An 18,413-nucleotide genomic window follows, 5' to 3' on the forward strand; every position below is an offset into this window, starting at 1 on the left:
CCTTGAACAAACATCCCATTAACGATACAGTATTAAAGGTAGAGATGAGATAAAAGTAGGTGTTTAAGCTTGAGTAAACGGTATTTTACCATAGGAATGGCCGGTCATATAGATCATGGGAAAACAACGCTAACGAAAGCGTTGACTAATGTAGATACTGATCGCTTAAAAGAGGAAAAAGAACGGCAAATCTCAATCGAACTAGGATTCGCCCCTTTGCATGAGGATGACGAACTGCAAATTTCGGTAGTTGACGTACCGGGACATGAGCGTTTTATTCGGCAAATGATTGCCGGAGTTGCCGGTATTGATCTTGTCGTACTAGTCGTTGCCGCTGATGAAGGTGTTATGCCGCAAACGAAAGAACATCTAGAAATATTAGGGTTTCTCGGCATCAAGGCTGGAATCATTGCGGTTACAAAGACGGACCGGGTTGATGAAGAATTTATTGATCTTGTAAAAGAAGATATATTAGGGGAGCTAGAAGGAACCGTATTTGAAAATTCCCCATTAATGATGGTGGATTCTTTATCAAAAAAAGGTATTGAAGAATTGAAGGCCTTAATTATTGAAACACTAAAACAACAAGAAGAACGTGATTCACGGGGAGCTTTTCGCTTGCCAATTGATCAGGTATTTACCGTAAAAGGTCAAGGCACGGTCATTCGTGGGACTGTATATGAAGGCAGTGTCAAGGAAGGTCAATTATTAAAGATTATGCCAAAGGGACATGAAGTACGCGCACGGCAACTACAAGTGCACCATAAGCCTGCCGTTGAAGCTTTTGCTGGGCAAAGGGTGGCCATTAACTTGTCAGGTATCGCAAAGGATGAGATAGAGCGCGGTGAGGTTCTTGTTTTATCAGACCAATTTATAGTGACAAGAACGATCGACGTCGCGATAAGAGTTGTAGAAGACCTCGATTATCTTGTTAAGCAACGGACACCAATTAAGTGTCATATCGGTACGGCGGAAGTAATGGGACGGATTGTCTTTTTTGACCGTAATGAACTAAAAGAGGAAACCGATGAAATTCTGTGTCAATTACGTCTCGAGGAAGAGATCGTCACGAAACGAGGTGATCGTTTTATTGTCCGGCGACCAAGCCCACAAGAAACGATTGGTGGAGGTTGGGTTATTGACCCGCGTGGAAACAAGTACCGATTCGGCAAGCAAACCATTGTAGAACTTGAAAAGAAGAAGGTCGGAACGCCAACTGAAAGGATTTCCGCAGCTCTTTACGAGGCGAAAAGCTTGACGTTCGAAGATTTGATTAAAAGTACGGCTCTTGATGAGGCAACATTGAAAGAAGTACTGAAACGTGAAGAGTTTTTATTGTACAGTGGTAAAGAATATACGTTAGTCCAGCTTATCGAGGCAATAGAAGACGATTTGGTGGATAAATTAGAGGAATATCACCGTAAAAATCCAATGCGCCAAGGACTAAATAAAGCAGAATTATACCAAGGTATGCAAAAACTAATTCCTAAAAATTTATTTGATTTTGTCATTGAAAATGGGCTAAAAAAAGATGTATTCACTCGAAAGGATCAGTTTATCAAATTGGCATCATTTAACCCACACGTGCCGAAAAATTGGGAAAAGCGGACGGAAAATCTGCTGACAGAGTTAAAGCAGGATGGTTTAAAAGTCCGTTATTTGAAAGATTACTTTAAAGATGCAGGCATACCTGATCAGCTAGTGACTGAGCTGAAAAAATTCCTAGAGGAACAGCAATTGATTGTCCCATTAGACGAACAATATTATTGGCATAAGGAATTATTTCAGGACACAGTAAATCAGCTTCGGAAACAAACTGGAGCTGAATTTGAAGTTGGGGATGCAAAACATGCTGTTGATTTATCTCGGAAATATATGATTCCATTTTTAGAAAGACTAGACACTCTCGGTTTAACGAAAAGAGTAGAAAATAAACGGATATGGCGTAGATAGAAAACTTGGTAACGGACAATAGTTCGTTGCCTTTTTTAATAATGGCTAACTTCTTATATCTCGTAAAGATTAAATTCCTAAAGCCGATTTTAACGCAATAATCGTCTTAAGCTGAAAATAGTTTTGCGAGCTCTTTTTTTCATGAATGAAACCTATTTATTGTTATAACATCGTTTATTTATTTCTTCAAAAGTAACAAAAGTTGAGCAAAGAGTTTAAAACTAAAAATGAGCCCGTATATTGAATCGGGCTCTTGGAAGGTTAATTATTTTTCTTCTAAAAAGGTTGTAAAGATCTCTTTTTTATCGTCGTTGAATTGAATTTTAACGTTAGTTTTATCAAAGAACCAAGCATCATTTGTTTCTACATAAAAGGTAATACCATTCATCTCTTGTTTGGTCGCAACTATATTTGGTTGTTCAAGGGCAAAAGCAAGGCTATAGCCTTTGTTCTTTTCACCAAATCCCGCATATTGTGGGTAAAGTCGAACGAAAAACGGTTTTGGTACGTCAAATTCAGTTTCAAACCAGTGATAGGCTTCGTTTTCAATTTTGATCATTAAGTATGCACCATCCTTTCGTTAATTGAATTGTATAACAAAAGGTACAGACCTTTTGTGATATTCGTCACGATGTTGGTTAGTGTCATGAAACCGTCAAATATCTGCAGTAAACAAGAAAAAGAATGACTTTAATATAGATAGTTTTCATACCCATACAATTAGTAAAAGCATAGTCATTTGATTATACAGTTGTTTTTGTTCGCATCGCTTTTGTATATAAACACAAAAAGGCTCACTTTTCATGCTAAAATTTATCAGGTCTATCTAAATGTATGAAAGATTTATATCTATGCTACTAATATAAATTTGTCAGAGCCTGAAATTAGGATGGGAATGTTACAATCCCTCTACATCTTTTTTCGAATAATGACAACTAGCAAATTTTGCTAGAGTGAATAATTTAGCGTTTTTGCCGGAGAACAAAGAAGCAGAATCCTTGACAACTATGGTTTAGGTAATAAGATGGGGTCCTTATTCTAGTAAATTAGGAGAAACATACCTAAATTTCCATATTTTAAAACTGTGAATCTAGCTCTAAAATCAATAGTATATTTATGTACAATTATTCAGCTAGAGGGGTTGCTTACATGAAAAAAAGGTTAGTGACAATGCTTGCCACAACGGGGATTTTGTTTTCTTCATTTAGTGCTTCGGCCAGTGCTAGTGTTCATACAGTTCAATCTGGTGATACATTATGGGGGCTTTCAAGAAAATATAATGCCACAGTGGACGAGTTACTAAATTGGAATCAACTATCGGCACCAACAATTTTTGTGAATCAAAAATTAGTCGTTGCTGCACCTAAATCCAATGTTGTTGCTAAGGCTACAAATACGTATGTTGTGAAATCAGGCGATACACTATGGGGAATTTCAAAAACTTACAATATGTCGATCTCAGATCTAAAAACGTTGAATGGTTTAGCTTCTGACATTATTCAGCCTGGACAAACTTTGAAAGTCTCAGGGAAAGCGGAGCAAACACAGTCAACGCCTGTTACCACGGTATCTACTTACAAAGTTCAGAGTGGAGATACTCTTTCACATATTGCAGTTCGCCATAATGTATCGGTGGCACAATTGAAAACGATGAATAACTTAAGCTCAGACATTATTTATGTAGGACAAGTGTTAAAAGTCACTGGAACGGCGACAACGCCTGTTTCGAATGCTCCAGGGGGTCCATCTACCCAGGCTAAAGTTGATGCTTTAATTACGGAAGCGAAAAAACATATTGGAGTTCCATATGTTTGGGGTGGCAGTACAACGTCAGGTTTTGATTGTAGTGGCTATTTAAATTTCGTTTTTAATAAAGTAGGGATCACAATTCCACGAACAGTTGCAACGATTTGGGATGCAACAAAAACGGTATCAACTCCAAAAGTAGGCGATCTTGTTTTCTTTGAAACGTATGCAAAAGGACCGTCACATGCAGGGATTTATCTTGGAAATAACAAATTTATTCACGCAGGGTCTTCAACAGGTGTAACAATTAGCGATATGAATAATTCCTATTGGAAGCCTCGTTATCTTGGTGCAAAAACAGCATTTTAATAGACAAAGAAAGGAAAAAAAGCATTGCAGTTGATTCTGCAATGCTTTTTTTTCTGGTAAACTATAACTATTGAATCTACATAAAGCAAAGGGGAACTAAAATGATTGATTTAAGAAGTGATACAGTTACAAAACCTACAGAGGAAATGCGAAAAGCGATGTATCTTGCTGAGGTTGGGGATGACGTATACGGAGAAGACCCAACAGTGGAAAAATTAGAAGAAACTGCTGCTAATGTGTTAGGAAAAGAAGCAGCGTTGTTTGTAACGAGTGGGACACAAGGGAATCAAATTGCCGTGCTCACACATTGCCGCCCAAGCCAAGAAATTATTCTCGAAGCGGAATCACATATATTTTATTATGAATCAGGTGCAGTTGCAGCATTAGCCGGGGTTCAAACTAGAACCATCCCAAGCATAAGAGGGGCAATGGATCCACGAAAAGTTCATGAAGCGATCCGCGGAATCGATATTCACTATCCAGAAACAGGATTAATTTGCATTGAAAATACGCATAATCGTGCTGGTGGAGCGGTTGTACCTGTGGAAAATATGAAGGAAATCTACCAAGTGGCTAAAAAGCATCAAGTTCCTGTTCATATGGATGGGGCAAGGCTGTTTAACGCAGCAGTTGCTGCTGACGTCGATGTGAAGGAATTTGCTCAATATTCGGATACGGTACAGTTCTGTTTATCAAAGGGGTTAGGTGCTCCGATTGGATCGATTATTGCTGGTGGCAAAGATTTTATTCAAAGAGCAAAAGTGTGGAGAAAACGACTTGGTGGCGGGCTGAGACAAGTAGGAGTAATTGCTGCACCAGGTTTAATTGCATTAACTAAGATGAAAGATAGATTAGCTGAGGACCATGAAAACGCACGTCTATTAGCAGATGGAATCCGCAATATCGACGGCCTTGCTGTTGTAAATGAAGTGGAGACAAATATTGTGGTTGTAGATGTGAAGGAATTGGGGGTGACTGCTGATGAATTTGTTGTCGCGTTAAAAGCTGAAGGTGTTCTTTCTGGTAGTGCAGGCCTAAGTACTGTAAGGCTTGTAACAAATTTAAATGTTAGCGCAAATGATATAAAGTTAGCTATAGATGCGATTTCACGGGCCGTTAATAAGAAATAGTAAAAAATAAGTTACGGCAGCGATGTAGAACCATTACTGCCGTAACTATTGAATGAATAATAAAAGGAAAACTACTTTTATGGCTCACGACGAAATATTTTAACGATACATTGTCCACATTCCAATATCTTGAAATCCTAGTCGTTTATAGATCCTACCTGCCGCAGGATTATCATAAAAGAGACATAGGATTTTTCCTTCGTTGAGAACGTCTTTTACCATTTTTTGAAGAATCTCTGTCGCAAGTCCTCTTTGCCGGAAATTTTTGTGCGTACAAACCCCAACAATCATTGCGGACATCGTATTTTCTGCTGTTGTCGATGCACAGGCGATAAACTTTCCACTTTCTTCTAAATAATATGTTCGCCCGGTCTTTGTTTCCATTGCTTGAATGAGCATTTTTCGTGTACTATCATTAAGGCTAAATTCATCAATTGTTGATCGCAGCTCCATAATTTGATCTACATCCGTGATTCTTGCTATTTGGATAGGAAGTTGCGGTGTATCTAGATTGTAATCTGTACGACACTCTGCAAAATATGTTACTTGTTTTCTCCCTGGGGCAATTTCTAGTAAACTTTCAAACTGTTCAACGATTTCTTGTTTTCCAGAAAGAATTGGTTTAGGAGAATAAGATTTCATAATTTCTCCAAACTTCTCGATGTCGAAAGACCCCTTTGCATAAGGAATAAATGATTGATGAAATCTTAATAGAACTGCTTTTAGTTCTCCAGTATTTGTGAATTCTCCCCATAATTCCTGAAAATCCGTTTCATATCCGAATGCTTCGAGATCCCCAATAATAAAAAGGTTGATAGACGGTTCATCACCGAGGAAACTCATTACAATCTCATCGTCATGTTTAGTTAACTTTCTAATCATCTCTGTACCCCCTTATTCAAAAAAATAGAAAAATTTAATATCCATTGTAAGGGAATTATATTTGGAAAGATAGTGTTATTGTTAATAAAGATCGTTTAGGTTTCAAAAAAATTTTTAGGTCATTGAAAAAAAGTTTCCCTATACCCCCATTTACGAAAAAAAGTTTCCGAATGTTTTATTGAAAAATCATTAAAACGTAAAGAAACAGTGGAGGTTCGGTATGGTGAAAGCTTATACAGATATTGATGAACTACTTGAAAAAACGACTCAAATCGCTGAGGAAGCGCCTGAGATCATACTGAGCCATGTTGAGATTGATAGATTATTAGAGCTTACAAGTGATTGGTCACAATAAGGTGGCTAGAGAACCACTTTCTCATAGGGTGGTTCTCTTTTTGTGGAAAAAATTAATATGATTGTAAAACAAGTTTAATCTTTGGTAACTTTGGGTATAAAAAACTGTACCTGTTCTACCGAATACTAACGGACGGGGTTAACATTTATAAAGACATGTAGCAAAAAGGTCTTAGGGGATCATGTTAAAAAAGGAGCAAAAGCATGGCGGAGGTTGAAGAGGTAACCATTTTCATTGAGGAACTTGGTCGTTTATTTAATGAGTATAAGAAATGCGAGAATGAATCGATTCGTTTACAAATTATTAAAGATATTCATTTGTTAGCTGAAGCAATAGACCCCGAAAATGATGATAGGGATTATTTTATCTAAGGCAATTTTAATGAAAACAGTTGTTAAAAAGCTAAATCGATTTTTATTGGTATACGTATTTCTAAGGATAATATTGATTTTTCTTCTTAATAATGATGATGTACTTCTACTAAAAGAGAACGGCTAATAAAAATAATGTCCTCCAGAATTCTGGAGGATTTTCATTTTGACTCTGGAATATCTAAATATATAAAAAGGATTTAAACAGTAAATAATAGTAGGAGGAAATGCGTTGTCTTTTCGATTTAATGATATTGATCATATTCAATTAGCGGCCCCTAAAGGGAAAGAAAAGGAAGCTCGTGAGTTTTTTTGTGGGATATTAAGAATGGAAGAGATTGAAAAGCCCGTAGCATTAAAAACAAATGGTGGGGCGTGGTTTAAAAGTGGAAATGTACAAATCCACGTTGGCATCGAAGAACCGTTTTCACCATCAAAAAAAGCTCATCCTGCGTTTAAAATTGAAAACCTAGAAGGTCTCAAACAACATTTAACAAAACACAAAATTCTATTTATTGAAGACCATTTGTTGCCTGGGGCAAATCGAATTCATATCCATGACCCATTTGGAAATCGGATTGAACTTTTGGAATGGAAACCCTCAAGATAATATTGTGCAAAGCAAAAAAGTGATTTCGTGAAAGAAATCACTTTTTGCTTTATGCAGGTGTTGGTTCGCTTGTAGTTGATTTCTTTTTTGTCAGTATTTCATCAATTTCTGTTCCTTCTAATGTTTCTTTCCTTAGCAAAGTATCAACCAATGTGAGAAACTCTTCTTCGTTTGATCGGATAAGGGTTTCGGCCTGTTTGACAGCTGTTTGAAAGAGTTGTTGCATTTGAGACTCTTTTGCTTCGTTACTGAATGTTAATGTGAAACCATTTTGCAATAATCCCGTGTCGACCATTTGTTCCAACAGTTGTTTAGCTTGCTTGACATCTCCACTAACGCCAATGCTATGCTCACCTAAATAGATCCTTTCTGCTACACCACCAGCAAGAATCATTGCGAGTCTATCTAAAAGTTCACTTGTTGTTGACAAGTGAAGTTCTTTATATAATGGTGCAACATATCCGAGTGCTTGACCACGAGGTATAATTGTTGCTTTTCGTACAGACCCTGGCTTAGTGACAGCTGACACTATGGCATGCCCAGCCTCATGAATGGCTACTCGCTTTTTAACGTCGGCATCATTCAGGGCACGAGATGAACTGCCAAGGATCGTTCTGTCTAAAGCGTAATCTAAGTCTGATTTTAGTAGAACATCGCGCCCATTTTTTAACGCAAAACGACTTGCTGTTGCGAACAAAGAAGCAATATCAGCACCTGAAAACCCTGAAGTGCTCTCTGCTAGGCTATCGAGAGAATTGTAAACCTCATTTGCGAGATTTTTCCCTACTATGTGAAGCTCAATAATCTCTCTTCTTCCTTTTGTGTCCGGAAGTGGAATTTGAAAAGTAAAATCGATTCGCCCTGGGCGGAGAAAAGCATCATCTAACATATCTTTCCGGTTCGTTGCTGCAATAAATAAAATTCCATCGTTGTTATGACCACCATCAAGCTGTACCAACAGTTCAGTTAATGTCTTTTCACCTTCTTCACCACCATGTGGCTTCCTTTTACCAGCCAATGCATCGACTTCGTCAATAAAAATGACCGCAGGACCTTGCTTTCGGGCGTTCGCAAACAGACTACGAATTCTTGAAGCACCTACACCAATAAACATTTCGTTAAAAGCAGAACCACTAGCAGAAAAGAAATTGGCATTCATTTCTTTTGCAATCGCTTGTGCTAGGAGGGTTTTCCCTGTGCCAGGTGGTCCATATAATAAAATTCCTTTAGGGGCTTGAATGCCCATTTTAATAGAACGTTCAGGGTTTTTAAGGATTGATAATGTTTGTAAGATTTCATCCTTCACTTCCGCTTGAAGACCACCAACATCTTCGATTGAAATGGTTGGCAAGGGACTAGGTTTCGAAACACTGTTCTTCATTGAATTTCTGCCCCAGGTCCCAGCATTCTTCGTTTTCTTACGAGTGAAAATAAAAGTTGTGACTAGAAGCAGTAAAACTCCACCTAAAACCATTGGCCCATACTGGCTGTTTGTTGAGTAGCTGTAAAGGACATTTTCATTTGCGACAAGGCGATCCACCAGTTGACTGTTTGGTGGAACTTGTGCCACGTATGTGAGATCGCCGATCTTCAATTCAATTGTTCCATTCGCTTTTTCGATGATTTCTGCAGAAGATGAACCAAGAGTTTCTACCTTATCAGCTATTGTTGAAAATGGAACAGATAACTTGTTGCTATTATATTGGAAAAAGTACATTGTACCTATACTTATAATGATGATAAATACGAGTAATAACGGAAGCCATTTCGTTACAATCTTTGAAGTATTCATCCATTCATCTCCTTTTTATACCTATAAACATTATAGGTTTTTTCGGTAATGAAAGGGGATGGTAAATATAAGCAATGCTGAACGGGTTGATGTTGTAAAAGCCTCAGTTATGTTCTTGGTGGAAACTGGTATCAACATTCATTAAAATTTAGGAAAGAATACATCTGAGTCTTATGAAAGGATGTGAAGCAATTGTCATTAGAATGGTTTGACCGAGTAACAGGCGAATTACAGGATCACTTAGAATCCATTTGTGAAAAGTATGATCAAACTGGCCATATGTCAATCGACCGAAGTGCGAAACACCCTAGAATCGAGTTTTTTGTGGAGACCGAGGAGAATGAAAGGGATTATTTTTGTACATTATTCTTTGACCCACACAATGAAGAGTTTTATGTAGAGACCTTTGATGTCGATTTTGAGCAACCATCACGAACAATTCTTTCTGATATTGAGAACATTGTTGATGCCGTTCACGAGAGCTTCCATGAGTTTCTAAATGAAGACGACACAGAAATTTATTATGTTGATGAAGTCGATGAAGATGATTATCAATATTTAGAAGAAATTGAGGATAATCGTGATGAGTATTATGTAGGGGAAATCATTGATGACAGCGAGGATATTTTCGAAGAAATTGATGTTGAATGGGAAACCCCAGAAGTAACGGCCTTCCAAAAGGAAGATGAAGTGGAGGTTACTTATCAATTTGGTATTGTTAACGATACAGGGGATGGCGTTTTAAGAAGAATTAACCGTATATGGACAGAAGATGATGAACTAATCAAAGACGAATCTAATTTTATCTTTACCAAGGAAGAAGCTAGCACAATCATTGCAATGATTGCCAGTCATATGGATTCCCTAATAGGCTATGATGACATGATTTAGTGCACAGTTATCTCTTCATAAGATAGCTGATCAAATCAAGTGGCATTAGTATTCAAATAACTGTGAATAATTGTTGGTTAAACAGTGCTCATTCGCCGAGCACTGTTTTTTTGGGGAAAGCTCTTTTCCCAAACTTTTTACTTTTTTGAATGAAAAAATAAATGATTTAGCTATGATTTTTATCCAGAGTATGTAGAAGAGGAGATACGAGCAGATAAACGAAGTAATAGCGGAGTAAAAGCTTATTTCACGTTAGTATCGACTTTAGGATTTTTACAACAATCATTACAAACAACCTTTAGGAATGTAAGAGGATAGGATTGAAATTGGAAGAAAAGGGAATAGTTTCAAGGATAACAAGGAAACTTAAAAGTAACATTATCGGCTTTATGGGGTGTGCGTATTGGTTGTAATGGAATCAAAAACAGAAAAGCGGCTAGTGATGGGGGCTATCATCCTGTTGACCTTATTTTTATCACCGATATTTATTCTTGGTGACAATGCCCATATAAGAGTCCATGATAATTTAGACTCGAACCTTGCTTGGTATAAGGTTCTAGCCGAGAGTGGTGAAATCCTGGGATCAACGGAAGCACGGATTCCTCAAATCATTAACGGAGAACTCCAGCGAAATGCATTTGGTACAGAGTATAGTCTGATTGTCTGGCTACATGCCTGGTTTCCAACGATGATTGCTTACGGTTTAAGCCAAGGAATAACTCGCTTCGTGGCCTTTTTCGGCATGTATTTATTACTGAAAAAACATTTTATTCCTGGAGAAAAACGGGGGATCATTCGAGTCGGAGTTTCATTAGCGTTCGCAATGACACCTTTTTGGCCATCAGGGATGCTTAGTACACTTGGCATGCCGCTAGCGCTCTGGGCTTTTTTAAACATAAGAAACAGGGAAAACTCGTGGAAAAACTACCTAGTATTAACCTTGATCCCTCTTTATGCCAGTGTTGTGTTAGGCTTTTTCTTTTTTCTCACTGCTATAGGAATTTTCTGGTTAGTGGATGTAATCAGAGGAAAAGGATGGAACTGGCCTTTCTTTTTTGCGATTGTTTACATGACAGGAATTTTTATGCTGGTTGAGTATCGCTTAGTTTACTCCTTTCTTTTTGACCATGAGCCGAATAGCAGAGATGAATATTTCCATGCGCGGCTGACGTTTTGGAATAGCGTTCGACTCTCATTCAAAAATTATTTCATTGGACATAACCATGTCATGACGGTCCATACAATTGTGATTCAACCTGTTTTGTTTATTGCTTTTATATATGTTTGGTTGAAGAAAAATTGGCAGCAGGAAAAAACCTTTGTCTTTTTATTTGCTTTAAATTTCCTTTTAAGTGTTTGGTACGCATTTTGGTTTTATAGAGGTTGGTTACCTCTTACCGAGAGACTCCATTTTCTAGATACATTTAATTTTGCTAGATATCATTTTTTGCGGCCACTGATTATTTATGTTTTATTTGCTATTAGTTTAAAAATTCTCTGGAATCAAGGACTTTGGTGGCGTAAATCCGTTCCTTTGATTGCGATTGCTCAAGTGGTCTTACTCCTTTTTGCTAATGAAGAAGTCGTTTTCCAAAATCGGCCTTCCGTTGGTGAATTTTATGCAATAGATCAGTTTGAAGAAATTAAAGAGTATATTGGACTACCACAGGCAGACTATCGTGTAGCGAGTATTGGAATTCATCCTGCCATAGCTCAATACAATGGTTTTTATACCCTTGATACATATAATAATTTTTATCCTCTGACCTATAAATATGAGTTTCGTAAAATTATTGAGAAAGAATTAAACAAGAATAAAACAATTCGGACTTATTTTGATGAATGGGGTGGGCGCTGTTATATTTTTACAGCAGAACTTGGCAAGCATTATATGTTCAAAAAAAATTCCAAAAAGACATTGAAAAATTTAGAATTGAACACAGATCAATTTAAACAAATGGGAGGAAGTTATTTCTTCTCGGCAATCCCAATCGAAAATGCCGAGGAGAATGGCTTAGCTTTAGAAAAAGTGTTTCAATCAGAAGAGTCAGCCTGGAAAATCCATCTTTATAGAGCGATGTAAATTAGCTAGGCAGTCCGTACAGCTTGTATAGCCATCTTTAATGGATTTGAAGCATAGCATGAAAAAATTAGAAATTCGATTAAGAAAATGAATTTTGTCAGCTAGGAGGATACAGCAATGGAAGAGCCAATTCTAACGGTAGTGATTCCATGTTTTAACGAAGAAGAAGTTTTGCCTGAAACCTTGGTCCAGCTAAAATCATTATTACATGAGATGATAGCAAACAAAAAAATTTCACCAGATAGTCGACTCCTATTTGTTGATGATGGCAGTAAAGATTCCACATGGGAAATGATTTATAAAGAAAGCATAGAAGGAGAGCTTGTACGTGGGTTGAAACTTGCGCGAAACGTAGGTCATCAAAATGCGTTGTTAGCTGGACTGTTTTCTGCAAAAAAGCTTTCTGACTGTGTTATTAGTATTGATGCAGATTTACAAGATGACATTCAAGTGATTCATGAGTTTGTAGAAAAGTTTAAAAACGGCTATGACATTGTTTATGGTGTAAGAGGAAGCCGAGAGAGCGATCGTTTTTTTAAACGAACGACAGCAGAAGGATTTTATAAGCTAATGAAAAAAATGGGTGTGGATCTAGTCTATAATCATGCGGATTTCCGCTTAATGAGCAAAAGAGCGATTGAAGAGCTTGAACGTTACCAAGAATCCAATCTATTTTTACGAGGAATTGTGCCATTAATCGGCTTTAAAACAACATCTGTTTATTATGACCGTAAAGAGAGGATGGCCGGTGATACAAAATATCCTCTCAAGAAAATGCTAGCTTTTGCATTAGATGGAATCACTTCATTTTCTGTAACACCAATTCGTTTTGTTTTACTGGTTGGTTGTATCTCGTTTCTAGGAAGTTTAATATTTGGAAGTTATTTTCTCTCGTTGAAGTTTTATGGGCACACTGAGACGGGATGGACATCGTTGATTACATCAATTTGGCTAATAGGTGGACTGCAACTCATTGGTTTAGGCTTAGTTGGTGAATATATCGGAAAGATTTATAAAGAAACAAAACGACGGCCAAAATACAATGTGGATGTTGATTTGGTGAATCTAGGGATTCCAAATAGTTATGAAGAAACCCACCCTACATTTAATACAATTAAAAAGAAAGCGGGCTCAACCAGGAACGAGGGGTATCGTGTAGATGAACATATTCAAAACTCTGAAACCCGATAAATCCTTTTATCGCTTTTTAATTGTCGGCATCATCAATACCGTTACAGGTTTAACGATTATGCTTTCACTATTAAACTGGTTTGGATGGTCCTATTGGGGTGCTACTTTCACTGGGAATTCAATTGGAGCGATTGTTAGTTATTTTCTGAATCGCTCATTTACGTTTCATAGTTCGGTTCACCCTTTAGAGGGGATTCCTAAATTTATTATTGTAATATTGGTTTGCTATGTTCTTGCCTTTTCTGTAAGTGAAGCAATTTCTTTAATTATTCCGTTTCCTTTCTCGGCAGTGGGTTTTATTTCTCGGGATGAAATTGCTGTAATAGTAGGTAGTGGTTTATATACTTTTTCAAATTATTTAGGACAGAAAGTATTTGTTTTTCGAAGAGTTGCTAGGGAGGGAAATTAATCAATAGCTACCAAAAAACAAACAAGGTATTTTTGTCTTTAAGTGTGAACAAGAAAACAAACTACTGACCAAATATTTGAGGAGGATTTTATAACAGTAGTGACTTATAGACAAAATGTTCTTGCAAACAAATTGGACATTGTGGTTAAAACGGTTGGGAATCCTTGTCAAAATATTGATGGTGAATTGAGACATAAACGCTTTAAGTGAGTAGAAATTACGATAAAATACGTATTTTTTCACTTTAACTTAATGGATATAAGAAAAAGACGCATAGTCTGCGTCTTTTTCCTTTTCCCGAATCAAAACATCCTATGAGCCTTGGAGTCACTGTATGCTCGAATTATTGATTGGCTTCTTTGTGTTTCACCATTGATTTGACTGCTCAAGTGTTTCCGTCTTGTTGTGTTTTTAACAAAACGTTGTGACTGAGGGTCTAAAAAATCGCGGTAACTCATCAAATCACCTCTTGGATGGTATAGTGATACGGGAGATATTCGGAAAATCGAATATCATTATTAGCATTTACTGAAGCGGCATGATTTATCCCAAATAATTGGGCAAACTTATCAAACAATTAAACGATTGTCGCATCTAGAGGAGACAATGCCATTTTTTTGGCAGCGATTATCGCTTCTTCCTTTGCTTTCGCAACAATGTCTGGAACTTGTTTTGGAAAATGGTCGAAACCTTCAGCAACAACTGTATCCATCATGTTAATGCCAAGAAATTTAAGCGCTATTTGTAAATAACGATCTCCTGATTCAAGGTCTTTCATTGGTCCATGTGTATAGACTCCACCACGTGTTTGAATGTGAATGCCTAGCTTTCCGGTTAAATAACCTTTAGGACCTTCTGGTGTGAAGGCAAATGTTTTCCCATGGACAAACAGGTTATCAATATACGCCTTTAAAACAGCCGGAGAGCCCAGATTCCAAACAGGGGACACAAAAACAAAATAATCGAAGCTTTTAAATTCTTCAGCGATCTGATGCATTTTCATTATTTTAGTTCTTTCGCCTTCTTCTAGTTCATCAATCGGAATGCCATATCCGCCAACTTTGGCTCTCGCGGAGACGAGTTCCGAATCCATTGCAGGCATTTCCTGTTTGAATAAATCAAGTCGGGTAATATCAACATCCAGTCTGTTTAATTGAAAAGTTTCAATAAAAGTTTCACCAATTTGAAGGCCTTTCGACTTTTCAATCCCTTTTGGGTTTGCAGTAACATAAAGTAATTTTCCCATTCGATTCATTCCAATCCTAATATTTTTACAATATCCTCATTATAATAAAGTTAGCATCCGTTAAAATTGAACAAAAAGTGAAGTTCTTGAAGATTTCGTGACTCTTTTAAATGATGCCTGAATGATGACTGATAAAAAATTAGACCGGAGATCATGAAAGGGACCATATGATTGCCAATAAACTTCTCGCCAAACAGTTTACTTCATTATGTATGACCACTTAACATACGAAAAAACGAACCCTTGGAGAAATTGGTGGCAATTTTATGAGTCAGCAAGTTGGATTTGCTAGAAGGGTTGGGATTGCAGATGGTTTATAAGTTCAGTAATTGGATACCCTCTAGCTCAATAATGCAAAATAGATTATTACATTATACAAATAAAATATAACTCTAAATGGAAAGCTTGGGAAAATCCCAAGCTTTAGTCATTTTGGCTCGTTATTTATAGTGATCTTTTTAAGGTAACCAATCTTCTAGCCTGTCTTTTACTTTATCCCCCAAGTGACTGGTATCTTCTTTTGCTTTTTCTAATACTTCCTTCCATTTTGGTGCTTCTTCTTTTAATTTCTCTTCTACTTTATCAGCAGCTTTTTTCAATTCTTCTTCAAGCTTCTCGGCCTGTTCCTTTAGTTCTACTTCATTCAAATTGTTAGTATCGCTATCTTGAAGCCTGTCGTTTATCGAATCAACAGGGAAGTCCACTTTTTCTATGTGTGGAGAAGCTTTTACCATTATCTCCCGAAAAATCGGCACTACCGTTCGTGAACTACTATTAGGTAAATAATGATTCCTGTCGGTTTGATCATAACCAATCCAAACAGCTCCAACTAGATTTGGTGTGTAGCCAACAAACCACTGATCTTTCGTCCCACTAATATCTTTATAAGGAAGCTGTGTTGACCCTGTTTTTCCCGCTATTTGCAGATCAGCAATTTTTGTTGCTTGACCAGTACCTGTTTCTACCACATTTAAAAGCATGGAAGTCATTTCACCTGCTACTTTTTTCGTAGTAACCCGAACTGATTTTTCCTTATACTCTCCAATAATATTTCCAGTTGGTCCAACAATCTTGGTAATAATATGACTTTCGTTTCGAACACCGTCATTTGCAAAAGTACTGTATGCTTCTGCAAGCTGTTGAGGTGAAATTCCTTTATGCATACCACCAAGCGCAAGCGCTAAATTTTTATCTTCTTCTTGCACAGGAATTCCAAAATTTTCAACTGCGTTAACGCCTTTTTGCAAGCCAATTTCATTTAGTAACCAAACGGCAGGGAGGTTAATGGAATTTTCAACAGCTGTATACATTGGGACTTCTCCTTGGTAGGTTTTAGAGAAGTTTTCTGGGCTATAGTCGCCAAAAGTTTGTTTTTCATCTTTTAGCATTGAATTGTATTTATATCCTTCTTCAAGTGCGGGGATATACACTGCCAATGGCTTCATAGTTGAACCTGGTTGAGCTTTTAGATGGGTTGCCCGATTAAATCCTCGGAAAACATACTCCCCACGACCACCAACAAGTGCTCGAACTCCTCCTGTTTTTGGGTCAATTAAGACAGCTCCACTTTGAACAGTTTGGGTTCCTGTACTGTTTGGGAAGAGCTGGTTGTTAGCATAAACATTTTCTAGACCGGCTTGCAAATTCTGATCTAGTTGAGTGTAAATGGTATATCCTCTTGTTAATATTTCTTCCTGTGTTAAACCATATTGATTAATCGCTTCATCAAGGACTGCATCCATATAATAAGGATATTTCCTGTCAATTAGGCTACCGCCGCCGTCTTCAAGTTTAATTTCTTGTTTAATTGCATTGTCGTATTCATCGGCCGAAATCTTCCCTAATTTTTTCATTTGGCTCAAAACAATATCTCTACGATCAAGAGCTTTTTCGTAATTTTTATATGGATCGAGCGAAGAAGGGGCCTTAAGCAGTCCAGCAAGCAAAGCAGCTTCACTAATGGTGACTTCTTCAATCTCTTTATTAAAATATTTCTTCGATGCATTTCCAATTCCCCATGCACCACTGCCAAAATAACTTTGATTCAAGTACATTTCAAGAATTTCTTCTTTTTCATAGACTTTTTCAATTTCAACGGCTAGGAATAGCTCTTCAACTTTTCGTTTATAAGTTTGTTCCTGAGAGAGGAGGGCATTCTTTGTTAACTGTTGCGTAAGGGTGCTTCCGCCTCCTGTAATGCTACCAGCAAATAGATTATTAAAGAAAGCCCGAGCAATCCCTTTAATATCAAAACCATTATGCTCGTAAAATCGTTCGTCTTCAATTGCAATCACAGCATTTGTAACATGATCAGGTAGTTGGTCAAAACTGACACGATTTGTTCGATTATTAGCTACACTTCCAGCTACATCGCCGTCTTTATCGTAAATAATTGTCGCTTGATTCAGTCCATCTTTTAGACTCTGGACGTTGGCTTGGCTTGCGATAAACGCAAACCAAAGAATTGAACCTAAAATGACAACCAATAGACCTAATAATAAAACTTGTGTAAGATGCTTTCTTTGCCAAAATAGAACAAAAGCATCCCAGATTCGTTTAACAACTTTTATGAATTTTCTCTTAAAATTATCCATTTAATCCCCTATCTTTCATGAAGTCCTATCTATTATACGTTATTTTAATAGGAACGGTTTCAGATAGATTTTTTCATTATTATAAAGGATTTCATTCTGATAGGAAAATGTTCTTTTGTGTTTGGGAGAATATTCCATTAAGAATTAATGAAAATGGAGGAAATAGGATAAGATGTAAATATCTGGATGTCAGTAGGTGATTTACTTTGAATGCTTTATATGGCGGCTTATGGTTGCTTGCGATGGTTTTATGGGGAGATTTAAAAAGGTGGAAAAAATATTATCCAACCTTATTATTTTTTATGATTGGTGACTTTTTATATCTTTATTTACTTTCAGATCATTTTCCCCTATGGACTTATAATCCCCAAGGAATAGATGAAATAATTGGCATAACGAATACGCATGTTACTTTATCGATTATGTTTGTGAAATATCCTGCCACGACGTTTATCTATCTTGCCAAATTTCCAGAAACTGGCCGGTTTATGCAGATATTATATGGTACGGGATGGGTAGGACTTTATACATTGAATGAGTTTATAGATCGAAAGCTGAATTTAATTGTTTACGATAATGGTTGGAATTTCTATTGGTCGATTTTATTTAATGTTGTAATGTTTACGATTCTTCGAATACATTATTGTAGACCTTTGGTCGCATGGGGTTTGTCAATCTTATTTATTTTATTTTTGTGGAATATTTTTAATGTGCCAAGTGAAGTTTTCAGATAAGACTATCTCACCATACTAGTTATTTATAAATGAACTAAATCGTTGATGTGTCTGTAG

General features: G+C 37.0%; 17 protein-coding genes. 11 read left to right on the plus strand and 6 right to left on the minus strand.

From position 1 onward, the window contains the following. The first annotated feature begins 69 nt into the window (after nucleotides 1–69). Nucleotides 70–1,953: a selenocysteine-specific translation elongation factor gene (gene selB, locus M3182_RS09600; protein ID WP_285867595.1), complete on the plus strand. Its 1,884-nt coding sequence runs from the start codon at nucleotides 70–72 to the stop codon at nucleotides 1,951–1,953. A 265-nt stretch (nucleotides 1,954–2,218) separates the two neighbouring features. Here selB and M3182_RS09605 read toward each other — a convergent pair whose 3' ends face one another. Continuing rightward, on the minus strand, nucleotides 2,219–2,512 hold the full coding sequence (locus M3182_RS09605; RefSeq protein ID WP_251432569.1) for a HesB/YadR/YfhF family protein: 294 nt from the start codon (nucleotides 2,510–2,512) through the stop codon (nucleotides 2,219–2,221). Between the two features lie 590 nt (nucleotides 2,513–3,102). Here M3182_RS09605 and M3182_RS09610 point away from each other — a divergent pair. Both M3182_RS09610 and ltaE read left to right on the plus strand, forming a co-directional pair. Further along, nucleotides 3,103–4,068 (plus strand): C40 family peptidase, encoded by a 966-nt coding sequence (locus tag M3182_RS09610; protein ID WP_251557860.1) that lies wholly within the window; start codon nucleotides 3,103–3,105, stop codon nucleotides 4,066–4,068. 101 nt (nucleotides 4,069–4,169) lie between these two features. After that, nucleotides 4,170–5,198 (plus strand): low-specificity L-threonine aldolase, encoded by a 1,029-nt coding sequence (ltaE, locus tag M3182_RS09615; protein ID WP_251557863.1) that lies wholly within the window; start codon nucleotides 4,170–4,172, stop codon nucleotides 5,196–5,198. Between the two features lie 99 nt (nucleotides 5,199–5,297). Here ltaE and M3182_RS09620 read toward each other — a convergent pair whose 3' ends face one another. Beyond that, on the minus strand, nucleotides 5,298–6,080 hold the full coding sequence (locus M3182_RS09620) for a GNAT family N-acetyltransferase (RefSeq protein ID WP_251557865.1): 783 nt from the start codon (nucleotides 6,078–6,080) through the stop codon (nucleotides 5,298–5,300). Between the two features lie 220 nt (nucleotides 6,081–6,300). Between M3182_RS09620 and M3182_RS26130 the strand changes: the two genes are divergently transcribed. The 3 genes from M3182_RS26130 to M3182_RS09630 all read left to right on the plus strand — a co-directional run bounded on the left by M3182_RS26130 (nucleotide 6,301) and on the right by M3182_RS09630 (nucleotide 7,416). After that, nucleotides 6,301–6,435: a hypothetical protein gene (locus M3182_RS26130; protein WP_285867600.1), complete on the plus strand. Its 135-nt coding sequence runs from the start codon at nucleotides 6,301–6,303 to the stop codon at nucleotides 6,433–6,435. Between the two features lie 203 nt (nucleotides 6,436–6,638). After that, complete coding sequence (locus M3182_RS09625; RefSeq protein WP_251432559.1) at nucleotides 6,639–6,806, plus strand: hypothetical protein; 168 nt, start codon at nucleotides 6,639–6,641, stop codon at nucleotides 6,804–6,806. A gap of 232 nt (nucleotides 6,807–7,038) precedes the next feature. Then, nucleotides 7,039–7,416 (plus strand): VOC family protein, encoded by a 378-nt coding sequence (locus M3182_RS09630; RefSeq protein WP_251557868.1) that lies wholly within the window; start codon nucleotides 7,039–7,041, stop codon nucleotides 7,414–7,416. Nucleotides 7,417–7,465: 49 nt separating this feature from the next. Here the strand turns inward: M3182_RS09630 and M3182_RS09635 are convergent, their stop codons facing one another. Beyond that, entirely contained in the window at nucleotides 7,466–9,208 is a 1,743-nt protein-coding gene (locus M3182_RS09635) for an AAA family ATPase (RefSeq protein WP_251557869.1), read from the minus strand. Between the two features lie 192 nt (nucleotides 9,209–9,400). Between M3182_RS09635 and M3182_RS09640 the strand changes: the two genes are divergently transcribed. The 4 genes from M3182_RS09640 to M3182_RS09655 all read left to right on the plus strand — a co-directional run bounded on the left by M3182_RS09640 (nucleotide 9,401) and on the right by M3182_RS09655 (nucleotide 13,782). Continuing rightward, entirely contained in the window at nucleotides 9,401–10,099 is a 699-nt protein-coding gene (locus M3182_RS09640; RefSeq protein WP_251432552.1) for a hypothetical protein, read from the plus strand. 412 nt (nucleotides 10,100–10,511) lie between these two features. Then, complete coding sequence (locus tag M3182_RS09645; RefSeq protein WP_251557903.1) at nucleotides 10,512–12,182, plus strand: DUF6044 family protein; 1,671 nt, start codon at nucleotides 10,512–10,514, stop codon at nucleotides 12,180–12,182. A 117-nt stretch (nucleotides 12,183–12,299) separates the two neighbouring features. After that, nucleotides 12,300–13,373: a glycosyltransferase family 2 protein gene (locus M3182_RS09650; RefSeq protein WP_251432549.1), complete on the plus strand. Its 1,074-nt coding sequence runs from the start codon at nucleotides 12,300–12,302 to the stop codon at nucleotides 13,371–13,373. After that, nucleotides 13,342–13,782 (plus strand): GtrA family protein, encoded by a 441-nt coding sequence (locus M3182_RS09655; protein ID WP_251432546.1) that lies wholly within the window; start codon nucleotides 13,342–13,344, stop codon nucleotides 13,780–13,782. Before M3182_RS09650 ends, M3182_RS09655 begins: the two co-directional genes overlap by 32 nt. A 302-nt stretch (nucleotides 13,783–14,084) precedes the next feature. On the opposite strand, the gene M3182_RS09660 is transcribed toward M3182_RS09655, so the two are convergent. The 3 genes from M3182_RS09660 to M3182_RS09670 form a co-directional block, all read right to left on the minus strand. Further along, on the minus strand, nucleotides 14,085–14,240 hold the full coding sequence (locus M3182_RS09660; RefSeq protein ID WP_251432544.1) for a YpzG family protein: 156 nt from the start codon (nucleotides 14,238–14,240) through the stop codon (nucleotides 14,085–14,087). Between the two features lie 119 nt (nucleotides 14,241–14,359). Next, nucleotides 14,360–15,028, minus strand: coding sequence for an FMN-dependent NADH-azoreductase (locus M3182_RS09665; protein WP_251432542.1), 669 nt, complete (start codon nucleotides 15,026–15,028; stop codon nucleotides 14,360–14,362). 458 nt (nucleotides 15,029–15,486) lie between these two features. Continuing rightward, on the minus strand, nucleotides 15,487–17,622 hold the full coding sequence (locus M3182_RS09670) for a PBP1A family penicillin-binding protein (RefSeq protein WP_251432540.1): 2,136 nt from the start codon (nucleotides 17,620–17,622) through the stop codon (nucleotides 15,487–15,489). Between the two features lie 206 nt (nucleotides 17,623–17,828). Between M3182_RS09670 and M3182_RS09675 the strand changes: the two genes are divergently transcribed. Beyond that, nucleotides 17,829–18,356 (plus strand): CBO0543 family protein, encoded by a 528-nt coding sequence (locus tag M3182_RS09675; protein ID WP_251557871.1) that lies wholly within the window; start codon nucleotides 17,829–17,831, stop codon nucleotides 18,354–18,356. Nucleotides 18,357–18,413: the final 57 nt, after the last annotated feature.

This window comes from Mesobacillus maritimus, assembly GCF_023715205.1.
GTDB classification, from domain to species: domain Bacteria; phylum Bacillota; class Bacilli; order Bacillales; family Cytobacillaceae; genus Mesobacillus_B; species Mesobacillus_B maritimus_C.

What these genes read in the sequence shown, in the direction of transcription:
- ltaE (WP_251557863.1), top strand. Translation starts at nt 4,170, where the DNA reads ATGATTGATTTAAGAAGTGATACAGTTACAAAACCTACAGAGGAAATG.
- M3182_RS09625 (WP_251432559.1), top strand. Translation starts at nt 6,639, where the DNA reads ATGGCGGAGGTTGAAGAGGTAACCATTTTCATTGAGGAACTTGGTCGT.
- M3182_RS09650 (WP_251432549.1), top strand. Translation starts at nt 12,300, where the DNA reads ATGGAAGAGCCAATTCTAACGGTAGTGATTCCATGTTTTAACGAAGAA.
- M3182_RS26130 (WP_285867600.1), top strand. Translation starts at nt 6,301, where the DNA reads ATGGTGAAAGCTTATACAGATATTGATGAACTACTTGAAAAAACGACT.
- M3182_RS09635 (WP_251557869.1), bottom strand. Translation starts at nt 9,208, where the DNA reads ATGAATACTTCAAAGATTGTAACGAAATGGCTTCCGTTATTACTCGTA.
- M3182_RS09660 (WP_251432544.1), bottom strand. Translation starts at nt 14,240, where the DNA reads ATGAGTTACCGCGATTTTTTAGACCCTCAGTCACAACGTTTTGTTAAA.
- M3182_RS09645 (WP_251557903.1), top strand. Translation starts at nt 10,512, where the DNA reads ATGGAATCAAAAACAGAAAAGCGGCTAGTGATGGGGGCTATCATCCTG.
- M3182_RS09655 (WP_251432546.1), top strand. Translation starts at nt 13,342, where the DNA reads ATGAACATATTCAAAACTCTGAAACCCGATAAATCCTTTTATCGCTTT.
- M3182_RS09665 (WP_251432542.1), bottom strand. Translation starts at nt 15,028, where the DNA reads ATGGGAAAATTACTTTATGTTACTGCAAACCCAAAAGGGATTGAAAAG.
- M3182_RS09610 (WP_251557860.1), top strand. Translation starts at nt 3,103, where the DNA reads ATGAAAAAAAGGTTAGTGACAATGCTTGCCACAACGGGGATTTTGTTT.
- M3182_RS09620 (WP_251557865.1), bottom strand. Translation starts at nt 6,080, where the DNA reads ATGATTAGAAAGTTAACTAAACATGACGATGAGATTGTAATGAGTTTC.
- M3182_RS09670 (WP_251432540.1), bottom strand. Translation starts at nt 17,622, where the DNA reads ATGGATAATTTTAAGAGAAAATTCATAAAAGTTGTTAAACGAATCTGG.
- M3182_RS09605 (WP_251432569.1), bottom strand. Translation starts at nt 2,512, where the DNA reads ATGATCAAAATTGAAAACGAAGCCTATCACTGGTTTGAAACTGAATTT.